The organism is Polymorphospora rubra (assembly GCF_018324255.1).
Taxonomy (GTDB): domain Bacteria; phylum Actinomycetota; class Actinomycetes; order Mycobacteriales; family Micromonosporaceae; genus Polymorphospora; species Polymorphospora rubra.
Genome location: NZ_AP023359.1, coordinates 7,988,219 through 7,999,915, shown reverse-complemented (window position 1 = coordinate 7,999,915; position 11,697 = coordinate 7,988,219). Strand labels below are relative to the sequence as shown.

The window sequence follows — 11,697 nt, the reverse complement described above, 5'->3', positions numbered from 1 at the left end:
GCGTACCCCGTCCACCCACGGCCGACCACCCGCCACGACAGGACGACCGAGGAGGGGAAGATGGGGGCCACACCGGGCCGGGCCGTGGTGATACACGATGTCGCGCGGCTCGCCGGCGTGTCCCACCAGACCGTCTCCCGGGTACTCAACGAGCATCCCCACGTGCGCGCGGAAACCCGCGAGCGGGTCCTGCGGGCCGTCGAACAGCTGAACTACCGGCCCAACCCGATGGCCCGGGGGCTGGCCGGCCGCCGGATGCGCACGCTCGGCGTGGTCAGCTTCGACACGCTGCTCTACGGCCCGGCGGCGACCCTGCTCGGGATCGAGCGGGCCGCCCGGGCCGCCGGGTACGGCGTCAACATCGTCACCCTGGAGAAGCTCGACCACACCGGCGTGGTGGCCGCCCTGGACGCGCTCGCCGAGCAGTCGGTGGCCGGGGTGGTCGTCATCGCACCCCAGGTGGCCGCGGCGGCCGCCCTGCACAGCCTGCCGAGAGGCGTGCCCGCGGTGGCCGTCGAGTCCGCGGTCGGGCCGGAGCTCCAGGCGATCTCCGTCGACCAGGTCGCCGGCGCCCGGCTCGCCGTACGCCACCTGCTCGACCTCGGGCACGAGACGGTGTGGCACGTCGGCGGGCCCGGCGACTGGCTGGAGGCGCGCGACCGCGCCGACGGCTGGCGGTCGGCGCTGGAGGCGGCCGGCCGCCCGGTCCCGCCGGTGATCGCCGGGGACTGGAGCGCCCGCAGCGGCTACCGGGCCGGGGCCCGGCTGGCGGCCGGCACCGGCGCCACCGCGGTCTTCTGCGCCAACGACCAGACCGCGCTCGGCCTGCTGCGCGGCCTGCACGAGAGCGGCGTACGGGTCCCCGGCGACGTCAGCGTGGTCGGCTTCGACGACATCCCGGAGGCCGAGTACATGTTCCCGCCGTTGACCACCGTGCGGCAGGATTTCGACGAGGTCGGCCGGCGCTGCCTGGCCGCCCTGCTCGACCTGATCGAGGCGGGGCCGGCGGCCGGACCGGCCGCCAGCCCCGCCGCCGGTTCACGGGTGGCGCCGATCCTGGTCACCCGCCGCAGCACCGCCGCGCCGCCCTGACGGCACGGGGCGCCTGCTGATCAAGGACTAGTCGTGCGACAGAACCTGACAAGCCGGGCACGCTTTCTCCTTGATCAACCCGAACGCGTGGGGGCGACCGGAGGCTACGGCAGGTCGGGGTGGCGGGGGCGGGCCGGGCCCATCGCGCGGTCGGCCGCCGCCTCGCAGTGCAGCCGCGTGGTGGGAAACACCGGTACGGCGCTGTCGCTCTCGTCGACCAGCAGTTCGATCTCGGTGCATCCGTAGATGACACCCTGCGCGCCCTCGTCGACGAGCTTCCCGATGATTTCCCGGTAGGCGGTGCGGGACTCGGGCCGGACCACGCCCAGGCAGAGTTCGTCGTAGATGATGTCACTGACGATCTTCCGGTCCTCGGCCGAGGGCACGACCACGCGGAGCCCGTGCGTGGCCAGCCGGTCCCGGTAGAACGCCCGCTCCATCGTGAAGCGGGTGCCGAGCAGTCCCACCGTCCGGATGTTCCGCCCGAGCACCGCCGCCGCGGTGGTGTCGCCGAGGTGCAGCAGCGGAATCGTGATCGACTCCTGGATCCGATCGGCGACCCGGTGCATGGTGTTGGTGCACAGGACGACGAAGTCGGCACCGCCGTTCTCCAGCGCCCGCGCGGCCGACGCCAGGACTCTGCCGGCGTCGTCCCACCGCCCCTCGGTCTGCATCGCCTCGATGGCCGCGAAGTCGACCGAGTAGACGAGGCAGCGGGCGGAGTGCAGCCCGCCCCGGCGTTGTCGGACCAGGTCGTTGAGGATCCGGTAGTACTCCATGGTCGATTGCCAGCTCATGCCGCCAAGTAGACCGATCAGCTGCATTGCCAGGTCCTTCTGCCGGGAACGGGTTCGAGTAGTTCTACCCCGTCCCCGCAGGGGCACCGGTGGTCACCCGACCACCGGTGCCCCTGGTAGGCCTACCTGGGCGCGCTGCCGAACGCGCTCGACAGGTAGGCCCGGGAGTCCGCGATCGCGCCCTCGATGATCCGGGCCGCCTCGCGGGCCTCCTCCGGCCGGTGGCTGGCCTGCACCTGGAGCCGGAAGCGGGACGACCCGGTCGGGGTGACCGGGAACTCCACCATGAACGCGAGCACACCCCGGTCGAACAGCAGCCGGTTGGCGGTACGGGCCAGCTTCTCGTTTCCGATCAGCAGCGGCACGATCGGGGACGGCTCACCCATGCAGGTCAGGCCACGGGTGGTGAGTTCGCCCCGCAGCGCGTCGATGGCCCTGAAGAGTTGGGCGCGCAGCGCGTCCCCCTCCGCCGAGCGGACGATCCTCGTCGCCTCGAGTACGACGGCGGTCTGCACCGGCGACAGCGCGTTGGAGAAGAAGTGCGAGCCGCCGAACATCTTGATGTACTGCTTGAGCGCCGGCGACCGGGACGCGACGAACCCGCCGTTGGAGCAGAACGTCTTCGAGAAGGCGCCCATCACGATGTCGACCTCGCCGAGCAGGTTCTGCATCCCGAGCACACCGGTGCCGCCGGGGCCCATCGCGCCGAGGTCGTGCGCCACGTCCACCAGCAGCGTCGCGTCGTACTCCCGGCAGATCCGTTGCAGCGTCACCAGGTCCGGCCAGTCGGCGTCCACCGAGAAGAGGCCGTCGGTCACCACGAGGATGCCGTTGCGGTTGTCCCGGCCGCGGATGTCGACCAGGTGCTGGCGTACCGCCTCGACGTTGAGGTGCTCGTAACGGACCACGTTGCGGGTGGCGGCGCGGGCCCCCTGCTGGAGGCAGGAGTGGGCCAGCCGGTCGATCAGGATGTGGTCCTCCTGGCGGACCAGGCCGACGACCGCGCCGAAGCCTGCCGCCCACCCGGTCGGGAACAGCGTCACGTGCTCCAGCCCGACCAGGTCGCCGAGGGCGGCCTCCAGGTCGTTGGAGATGTGCGTGTTGCCGAGCACCATCGGGGAGCCGGCGCTGTGCGGCCCGTAGTCGTGCAACGCCCGGGCCGCGGCCTCGCGGATCGCCGGGTGAATGTTGAACGACAGGTAGTCCTGCGAGTTGAAGTTGATTCCCCGGGTGCGCCGACCCAGGTCGTTGGTGATCTGGGCGGTGCTGTTCGGCGCCGCCTCCAGCACCCGCGAGTACTGCCACGTCTCGGTCCGCCGGCGGGCCTCCACCCAGTCGTAGAAGTCCCCGGTGCGGTTCAGCAGGTTCCGGCCGGCCGGGCGGTAGAAGTCGTACGCGTTCTTGTCCAGCGCGTACTCCTCGTCGGGGTCGACGGGGTTGCGCAGGTGCGCCGGCTCCCACATCTCCTCCAGGTCGGCGATGACCCGGGCGAGTTCGTCGTCGGCCCCGTCGAGGAGCGCGAACTCGTCCCACGGGATGTGGCCGGCCCAGTTGCGGGTCATCTCGGACACCTCGGTCGCGGTGTCCGCCATCGCCGCGACGTCGCCGCGCCGGGCCGCCCCGAGGATGATCTCGATCAGCTCGCCGTCTTCACGTTCGTGCAGTTGCGTGGTCATGGTGGTGTCTCCCGGGCGCGGTATCAGGCGAAGATGTTCTGCTGGTACGTCCGCGACGTCGCGGCGAAGTCGTCGAAGATCGCGAAGCCCGCCGAGGACTCCTTGGCGGCGTCGTTGAGCAGGAACAGGTTCGACGCCTGGAAGAACTCCGAGACCGGCGCGACGTCGGCGTGCGTGGCGATGAACCGGTCGGTCTCCTGCTGGTTGCCGCGCAGCGCCACGAACAGCTGCAGTTCGTCGTGCCGGTACGGGCGCATCTCGGCCAGCGTGCAGACGTAGTCGTAGTAGGCGGCGGCGTTCTGGCTGCGTCGACGGCTCTCGTAGCTCTCCATCGCCTCGGCGACCGACGCGTCGCCGCGCAGCCACCGGTCCAGCGCGGCCGTGACCAGCTCCGCGTCGCGGAACGCGTGCGTCATGCCCATGGCCGTGCACTGGTCCTTGAAGCACTCCGCGTCGCCGACGAGCACCCAGCCGGGCCCGTGCAGCGGCCGGAGGAAGCCGGCCTGGTCCAGCGTGCCGTAGATCCGCTCCTCGCGGGTCCCCTCGGTGCGGACCGTCTCGCCGACCTCGGGGCGACGAAGTCCAGCGCCCGCTGGAAGTTGCCGGGCACGTCCCGCCGGAACTCCCGCGACCACTCGCTCGGTCCCCACACCAGGACCATGTTCTGCTCGAAGTTCGTCGGCACCACCGCGCTCGCGAGCCGGCCGCGCCGGTGCAACTGCGCGGGGCCGAGGTCGAAGCCGGAGAAGTAGCTCCAGTAGGCGAACGTGCACTTCGGACGCTCGTCGTACTTCGGCAGGTCGAGGGTGCGGGCGACGAACGAGTTCCGCCCGTCGGCGCCGATCACGATCCGGGCCCGCTCCTCGACCGTCTGCCCGTCGGCGGTACGGCCCCGGATGCCGACGACCCGGTCGCCGTCACGCACCAGTTCGCGTACGGCGAAGTTGGTGCGGACCTCGGCACCGGCCTTGGCGGCCGCCTCGACCAGGATCTGGTCGAGCACCCGCCGCCGGACCGAGGCGTAGCTCTGCACCACGCCCGAGTCGTCGCCGTGCAGGTCCCGGAAGTATTCGCGCAACAGTTCCGGCGGCACCGAGCCGGTCAGCGGGATGCCGTCGTTGACCACCTTGATCGTGGTGTGGGTCGGGGTGACCGCGAGCACCTGGTCCAGGACCCCCACCGGTTCAGGTAGGACATCCCGTGCGGCCAGAGGAAGTGCGTCGAGATGACGTCGCTGGGGAACGACGACCGGTCGACGACGAGCACGCGGTGCCCCTGCCGGGCGAGCAGCATCGCCGTGGAGGCGCCCGAACAGCGGGCACCGACAACTATCGCGTCGTACATCAGTTATCGGCCCTTCGTGGAGGGGAGGGGGTGTGCTGTGGCGCGGCACACCGGGGACGGCCGCGAGGAGCATAGCCCAGATCCACTGTGGAGCTAGTTACTGTCCGTTGTGGAACGAAATGGGGAGTGACGAACGATCCGCCGGACGGCGGCCGACGCGGCGCCCGCCTGACTGTGAGCATGGCGGGGTCGGTTCATCAGTGGTGAGCTGATGCTGGTGGTAGTGGGCGTGAGCCTTCGCCTGACTGGCTTCGTGTCTTGGGCGGGATTGGTCCGCCCGCTACCCCCGGCGCCGGCCTGGCGGGGAGACGTCTGGCCCGGTCATGAGCTTGACCGCCAGTTGGCGGCTGGCGTGTCCTGGCACCGTGGCGAACTGCTCGCCGTGGCCGGGCAGCGTTCAGGGTCGCGGGTCTGGGCCGCGGAAGGCATCGGCCGCCGCACCGGCCCGGTCCATCCGCCGACCCGATACCACTGTCACGTCCCACAGCGGATTCGCTGTGCGTACGCCGAATTGGCTGTGGACCCCAACACCTTTGAGGTCCTTCCCCGGCAAATCCTCAGGGCACCCGTGATCATCAGTTGCCCAGCAACCCGACACGCCGTACGGACAACGGCGGAACAACCAACGATCATCACGCACCGCCACCCCACGAAGGGCACGGGTGCGGCCGGTTGACGCACCACAGGAGCGTCCGCCGCCCGGCGCGCGGCGCGCGGCGGCCCGGTCACTGCCGAGGGAGCAGCGGGCCCAGCGGGCCGAGGTCCAGGTTGAGATCCTCGGGGGAGAGGCCGAAGTGCTCACGCAGCTCGGTCATCTGTTCCTCCAGCGCCATCAGCGTGGCACCGACCCGCTCGATCTGCTCCTCGGTGAGGTCGCCCTCGTCGATGCGGCGCAGCGCCTGGCGTTCCATGAGCTGCCGCAGCAGCTCGATGATGGTCAACACCAGGCCGCCGAGGCCACGCTCGATCCCGTCCCGGTCGACGTCGACCCGCTGCCCCAGGCGGCGTACCGCCGCGACCTGCGGGTCGTCCGGCGTTTCGGCTACCATCCCGGCTCCCCGGCCGGTCCCGGTCCGTGCTCCGCCGCCACCTCGCCGTCGACGACCTCGCCCGGGCCGGCCGCCGCCCCATCCGGTGCCGCCCCGGCGGCTCCGGCGCTGGCGCGCACCGACGCGAGCAGCGCCCGCAGCGACACGTATACGAGGTCGACGTCGGCGATGGACAGCGCGAGTTCGCCGCTGACCACGACGCCCTTGCCGAGCACCCGGTCGAGCAGGTCGACCAGGGCGATCGGCCGGTAGTCGGCGGCCCCGCCGGGGCCACCGGGCACGATCTCGGTCATCGGCCCACCGCCTCCCGTTCGTCGGCGGCGGTGAACGAGTACGGCGGCCAGGGTCCGGTCAGCTCCACCGTGATCCCCGGATGCCGGGGGCCAGCTCCTGGACCAGGTCGGCGAACTCGTCCACCCGGTCGGCGTCCACCAGGTAGGCGCCGTTGAGCACCATCCACTCCGGCCGGCCGCTGAGCCGGCCGTCCTGCGGAGGATGGCGGCGCGACTCCAGCGACCGCCCGGCGAGCACCGCGTGCAGCCGGTCGGCGTCGGCCGCGGCGGCCCGCTCGGCGGTCTCGGTCGCCGTCATCCGGGCCCGTTTGCGCATCAGGTACGCCCGCCCGCCGCCGGAGCCGGTCGGCTCGGCCGGGACACTCGGCGGCGGCGCGGCGTACGCCTTGACGCCCCACTCGATCCGTCCCTCGACCCGGTCGAGGGCGGCCGACAGGTCGTCGTACTGCTCGGTCAGCAAAGCCGCCACCCGCGGGGCGTCGAGGTGGACGGTCGCCAGCCGGGCCGGCACCACCGGGCCGAGGCGGGCCACCGCGTCGGCGACGAGGTGGTGCGCCCGGGCGACGGCGGTGACCCAGTCCAGGTTCTCCAGGTTGCGGCGCAACGCCTCCTCGCCGTACTCGGCCAGGTCCACCGTGGCGACCACCGCGACCAGACCGGCCGCCTCGACGGGGCGTACCGGCGCCCCGCCGACCCCGACGATGCCGGCCAGCCGGTCCGCCGGCAGGCCGCGACTGATCGCGTGCACCCAGATTCCGTGTCCGCTCATCCCATCTCCTCCCGCCGGGCGCGCCGTTCCCGCTGATGCGTACGGGGCTGCTCGTCAGGTATGCGCAGGTCCCCGTCGTCGGGTGCCGGTTGCGGCCCCACGGCCCGCGGGCCGCCGTCGGATCCGATCTCGTCCCCGGCCGGCGCGGTGCCGACCGGCCCGCGTGGCCGGCTGGACAGGAACGGATCCCGCTCCCACCAGTCGATGCCCATCTCCCGTGCGGTGTCCACCGACGCCACGACGAGGCGCAGCTTGATGGTGAGCAGTTCGATGTCGAGCAGGTTGATCCGGATGTCACCGGCGATCACCACGCCACGGTCGAGCACCCGTTCCAGGATGTCGGCGAGATTCGTGGGGTCCTGTCCACGGTGCTGCAGAGTGCTCACCGCCGGGTCACCCCGCCCCGCCGGCATCGCCGCGACCCCGCGCGTAGCGGCGCACCCGCCGGTAGCCGAGCAGCTCGCCGTCGTCGTCCAGCTCCGCCACGTACACCGCGAGGATGTCGCCGGACGACGGGACCCGGCGGTCCTCGACCACCTCGACACCGACCGACCAGCCGGACTCGCCGCGTTCCAGCGACGTGATCCCGATCGGTGCCTTGCCGGTCAGTTCGGCGACGTACTCCAGGCCCGCCCGGGCGGCACTGCTCGCCGGCAGCCCGGAACGGGCCTCCGCCCGGGGCCGCCGCCGGCCGGAGCCGGCGTCGTCGCGGTCGTCATCGTCGTTGTACGCCCGGTCGTCGCGTACCCGGTCGTCGTAGCCCTCGTCCGGCTCGCCTCGTGGCCGGCGGGACGTGGCCCGGGTCGGCGACCGGTCCCCTCTCGTGGTGGGCATTGGTACCTCCGCTGTTGCCGTTTGCCGACCGGTCAGTCGATCAGCCGGTCGATGATCTGCTGCTCCGCCTCGGCCAGTTCCTCTTCGGACAGCTCGCCCGCGGCTGCCGCCGCCGACAGTTCCTCGAGCTGCCGTTGCACGGTGGCCGGGTCGTACAGCTCCTGCTCGGCCTGGTCCCGCAGCACCCGGGCCAGTCCGACGAGACCGTGCACGGGGGCCAGGGGCAGGCTCAGGATGGGGCCCAGCACCGACTCACTCCCGGTCCATGAGTTGGTCGACGAAGTCGTACGGGGCCTGCGGGCCGAGCAGCCTGACGCTTGCCCGGTTCTCCTGCTCGGCGGCGATCCGCTCCACCACGTCCTCGAACTCGGTCTGCCGGTCGATCTCGACCAGCAGGGCCAGGTGTGCGGCGTCGAACTCGGACGACGGCGGTCGGGTGCGGGTCGTCACCGTCACCGGCGACAGGGCTTCCAGCAGCCGTTCGGTGTCGGCGGCCCGCCGCGCCTCGACCTCGGCGTTGATGATCTCGCCGAGCCGGATCCGGACGTCGCGCAGGGCGTCCGCGGGCTGCCCCTGGAGCTGATCGCGCAGGGCCGCCGCCTCCGCGTTGCCGTCGAGCACCTCGGACAGCACGGTCCGCTCGACGTACCGCAGCCGGACGACGTACTGGGCCCGACCCTCCAACCGGTCGAGCGCCCGCCGGTAGTCGTCGTGCCGCTCGGCGAGCAGGTCGGTCACCGCCGCCCCGTCGCGGGCCACCGTGCCGAACCGGACCGGCAGCACCGGCGCGGCGAGCGTCACCCCGTCCAGCAGGGTCTGGTAGGCCCGCAGGTCGTCGGGACGGCCCAGTGGGCGGTCCAGCGGCACGTCGCTGACCAGGGCGGCGACGTCCCCGTGCGTGACGACGTCCACCGGGGTCGCCGGGTCGCCCACCCCCGGGCGTCGCCGGTCGGCTCCACGTCGGCGGGCACCAGGCCGTAGATGAAGAAGCCGGTGGTGTCGGGACCGGCCTCGCGGGTGTCGACGGACATCGTCACCGTTCCTCTCGTCGCTGGCGGCGCGGTGCGCGCTCGCGGTCGTCCTTGTCGCGGGTGCCGCCGACCAGTTCCCCCAGGGCGTCGCCGGCCTTGTCCAGGAAGTTGCCCTTCGGGCCCTGGACGACCTCGGGCAGGCCCCGGCCCGCCTGCGACCCGTCGAGGGTGAGCCGGTTGGTCGCCTCGGCGAAGCGCAGGTACGTGTCGACGCTGGCGACCACGATCCGCGCGTCGATGGTCAGCAGTTTGATCCCGACGATGCCGACCGACACGTGTGCGTCGATCACCACGCCCTTGTCCAGGATCGTGCCGACCACCTCGGCGAGGTCCGAGGCGGAGCCGCGTTGGACACCGCCACCGTCGGGCTGCTGTACGGCCATCGTCATCGCCGGTCACCTCCGGAGGCGCGGGTGCGGTCGCCGCGCTGTCGGGGCGGTCGGGACCGCTCGTTGTCGTCGTTGTCGTCGTCCCGGTCCCTCTCGGCCGGAGCCGCGGCGCGTGGCCTGCCGCCTGCCGACCCGGTCGCGCGGTCCCGGTCGTCGCTGTCGTCGTCGTTGTCGTTCTCGTCGTCGTACTTGGTGTCGTCGGGCTCGTCCTCGGCGCGCTCGTCGGCCAGTGCCGTGTCGTGGTCCCGGACCACCTGACCGTCGCGGATCTCGCCGCGCCACCCCTCGACCCCGTCCGGGTCGAGGACGGTACGGGTCATCACGTGCCGGACGAAGTGCTTCAGCTCGAGCCGGGCCCGGCGGCCCTGGGCGCGCCACAGGTTGCCGGTGTGTTCGAAGAGGCCCTGCGGGTGGTATTCGAGGACCACCAGGATGCGGGTCAGGTCCGGGGCCAGTTCGTGGAAGCTGACGGCGCCGTCGACGTGGCCCTTCTTCCCGGTGGACCGCCAGACGATGCGCTCGTCGGGCACCTGCTCGACCACGGTCGCGTCCCAGCTGCGGTGCGACCAGAAGACCTGTGCCTTCCACGTCGTCTTCTCGTCGCCGTTGCGGTCGACGTTCTCCACCTTCTTCATGAAGCCGGAGAAGTCCTCGTATTGGGTCCACTGGTTGTAGGCCACCCGGACCGGCACGCCGACGTCGATCGACTCGACGATGTTGGTGACCTTGATCTTGCCCTTGCCGCCCCGGCCGCCCTTGCCCACGGCCTCCTTGAGCTTCTCCTTGGCACCGGCCAGGCCGGCGCTGAGCCCGGCCTTGATCGGGGACGATCCGTCGGCGAGCTTCCGCGCGCCGGTGGCCGCCGCCACCACGCCCGGCCCGCCACCGTTGGCCGCGTACTCGACGAGCCGGTCGGTGGCCGAGGCCATCCGGTCGGCGGCCGTCGACACCAGCCGCTCGATGGCGGCGCCGACCAGGTTCTGCACCTCGTGCGCGAGCCGGCCGGAGATCCTGTCGCCGATGCTCTGGCCGCCGTGCGGGATCCGTGTGGTCATCGTGATCACCTGCCTCGCCGGCGTACCGGCGCCTTGGTGGTCTCCTGGCGGGATCTCGGCGCCGGCCGTTGCCGGGGACGTCGTCCTCCTCGGCGTCCCCGTCGTCGGGGTCCTCCTCGGTGTCGCGCCCGGCGGACCGTCCGGACCGCCCGCCGGCGTTGCGCCGGGGCGACCGCGGGTCGCGGCCGCGCCGTGCCGACGGCCGGTTGTCCCGGTCGGTCTCGTCGTCCCGGTCCGCCTCGTCGTCGTCCGCGTCGTCCCGGTCCGGCTCGTCGTCCGGTTCGTCTTCCAGGTACGGTCCGTCGTCGCGGTCGTCGTCGCGGTCGTCGTCGCGGTCGTCGTCGCGGTCATCCCGGTCGTCGTTCGCGGTGTCCCGCACCACGCCGCGCAGGGTGTCGGCCCGACCGTGCAGGCGGTCGCTCACCGAGTCGATCCGGCTGCTGACGGCGCTGACCGCGGCGGCCTTGCCGGCCGCGACCAACGGCCCGCGCAGATCGAGAAGTCGGGCGACGTCCACGGACCCGCCCAGCGACCGGAGCAGCCCGCCGGAGTTGGCGCTGAGCCGGCCGGCGGCAGCGGCGCCGCCGAGCACGAGTGCCGCGCCGAGCCGCCTGCGCCGACCCAGCAGATACCCCGTTCCGAGAATGAGCGCGCAGAGCGCTCCTTTCTTCATCACTGTCGGACCTCTTCTCACTTGCGGTGTCCCGCCATGAATTGGCGGGTCGTCCTGCCGACCCGTGCCGTGCGGCAAGCGTGTCGACGGGGGCTGTGCTACCCACGCCCCGGAACCTGGGAAACATGTGTTTTTGCTGGTCACAGGCTGCGTGTGCGGCTTGACACGCGGGCTGGCGCCGCGATTCGGACGGTTGGTCGGAGAGGGTGACAACGGGGATGGCGAGGTTGCCCGGGCACCATTCGTCGCAATGAGTCAGACAATTACATTCGGCATTTCTCCGTGGGTCGGGGCGGTCGCGGCGGTGGGGCGGCCGGGCCGGGTGCGTCCCGACCCGGGCCCGCCGGTCAGCGCCCCCGACGGTCGGCCCGTACGATGGGCGGCAGTGCTGGTTCGCCCCCCTCGCCGGGGGCGTCGTAAGAGGGAACCCGGTGCGAATCCGGGACTGCCCCGCAGCGGTGAGCGGGAACGACCGCCGTCAAGAGCACTGGACGCCCACGCGTCTGGGAAGCGACGGCCAGTAGGAGACCGGTGACGGTCACGCCCGCGAGTCCGAAGACCTGCCCGCACCGCGTACGCGGCCCCGCGTGCGCTGCCGACGGCCTCTCGGGACGGCCAGGGCAGGCCCGCCGTTCCGGCGTGCCGTGCGCTCCTTCCCGGTCGGCCCGTCGGGTACTTCGAGGGAAGGAACCCGG

The 11,697-nt window shown here is 72.2% G+C and carries 11 protein-coding genes, 2 pseudogenes and 1 riboswitch; of the genes and pseudogenes, 1 reads left to right on the top strand and 12 read right to left on the bottom strand.

Annotation, left to right across the window (positions count from 1 at the left end; all coding sequences use genetic code 11):
• The first annotated feature begins 60 nt into the window (after positions 1-60).
• Complete coding sequence (locus tag Prubr_RS35035) at positions 61-1,092, top strand: LacI family DNA-binding transcriptional regulator (RefSeq protein WP_212819841.1); 1,032 nt, start codon at positions 61-63, stop codon at positions 1,090-1,092.
• A gap of 104 nt (positions 1,093-1,196) precedes the next feature.
• Here Prubr_RS35035 and Prubr_RS35030 read toward each other — a convergent pair whose 3' ends face one another.
• From Prubr_RS35030 to Prubr_RS34975, 12 genes and pseudogenes are all read right to left on the bottom strand, one after another.
• Entirely contained in the window at positions 1,197-1,916 is a 720-nt protein-coding gene (locus Prubr_RS35030; protein WP_212819839.1) for an aspartate/glutamate racemase family protein, read from the bottom strand.
• A 95-nt stretch (positions 1,917-2,011) separates the two neighbouring features.
• On the bottom strand, positions 2,012-3,565 hold the full coding sequence (locus Prubr_RS35025) for an aminotransferase class I/II-fold pyridoxal phosphate-dependent enzyme (protein ID WP_212819837.1): 1,554 nt from the start codon (positions 3,563-3,565) through the stop codon (positions 2,012-2,014).
• A 23-nt stretch (positions 3,566-3,588) separates the two neighbouring features.
• A pseudogene (locus tag Prubr_RS35020) lies at positions 3,589-4,909 on the bottom strand (NAD(P)/FAD-dependent oxidoreductase).
• Between the two features lie 725 nt (positions 4,910-5,634).
• Positions 5,635-5,958 carry a gas vesicle protein K gene (locus tag Prubr_RS35015; RefSeq protein WP_212819835.1) on the bottom strand — a complete coding sequence of 108 codons (324 nt, stop codon included), beginning with the start codon at positions 5,956-5,958 and terminating at the stop codon, positions 5,635-5,637.
• Entirely contained in the window at positions 5,952-6,251 is a 300-nt protein-coding gene (locus Prubr_RS35010) for a gas vesicle protein (protein WP_212819833.1), read from the bottom strand. Before Prubr_RS35010 ends, Prubr_RS35015 begins: the two co-directional genes overlap by 7 nt.
• Positions 6,252-6,309: 58 nt before the next feature.
• Positions 6,310-7,020, bottom strand: a complete 711-nt coding sequence (locus Prubr_RS35005) for a GvpL/GvpF family gas vesicle protein (protein WP_212819831.1) — start codon at positions 7,018-7,020, stop codon at positions 6,310-6,312.
• Positions 7,017-7,406 carry a gas vesicle protein gene (locus tag Prubr_RS37530; RefSeq protein WP_246568087.1) on the bottom strand — a complete coding sequence of 130 codons (390 nt, stop codon included), beginning with the start codon at positions 7,404-7,406 and terminating at the stop codon, positions 7,017-7,019. Before Prubr_RS37530 ends, Prubr_RS35005 begins: the two co-directional genes overlap by 4 nt.
• A 7-nt stretch (positions 7,407-7,413) precedes the next feature.
• Positions 7,414-7,854: a gas vesicle protein GvpO gene (gene gvpO / locus Prubr_RS34995; RefSeq protein WP_212819829.1), complete on the bottom strand. Its 441-nt coding sequence runs from the start codon at positions 7,852-7,854 to the stop codon at positions 7,414-7,416.
• Between the two features lie 32 nt (positions 7,855-7,886).
• On the bottom strand, positions 7,887-8,102 hold the full coding sequence (locus Prubr_RS34990) for a gas vesicle protein GvpG (protein ID WP_212819828.1): 216 nt from the start codon (positions 8,100-8,102) through the stop codon (positions 7,887-7,889).
• Positions 8,103-8,106: 4 nt separating this feature from the next.
• A pseudogene (locus tag Prubr_RS34985) lies at positions 8,107-8,793 on the bottom strand (GvpL/GvpF family gas vesicle protein); the annotation flags it as partial.
• Between the two features lie 94 nt (positions 8,794-8,887).
• Positions 8,888-9,274, bottom strand: a complete 387-nt coding sequence (gvpJ, locus tag Prubr_RS38495) for a gas vesicle protein GvpJ (protein WP_212819824.1) — start codon at positions 9,272-9,274, stop codon at positions 8,888-8,890.
• The gene (locus tag Prubr_RS34975; protein ID WP_212819822.1) at positions 9,271-10,329 is read right to left on the bottom strand and encodes an SRPBCC family protein; all 1,059 of its coding nucleotides are present in this window, start codon (positions 10,327-10,329) and stop codon (positions 9,271-9,273) included. Before Prubr_RS34975 ends, gvpJ begins: the two co-directional genes overlap by 4 nt.
• Before the next feature lie 1,045 nt (positions 10,330-11,374).
• A riboswitch (cobalamin riboswitch) is annotated at positions 11,375-11,584 on the top strand.
• The last annotated feature ends 113 nt before the right edge of the window (positions 11,585-11,697 follow it).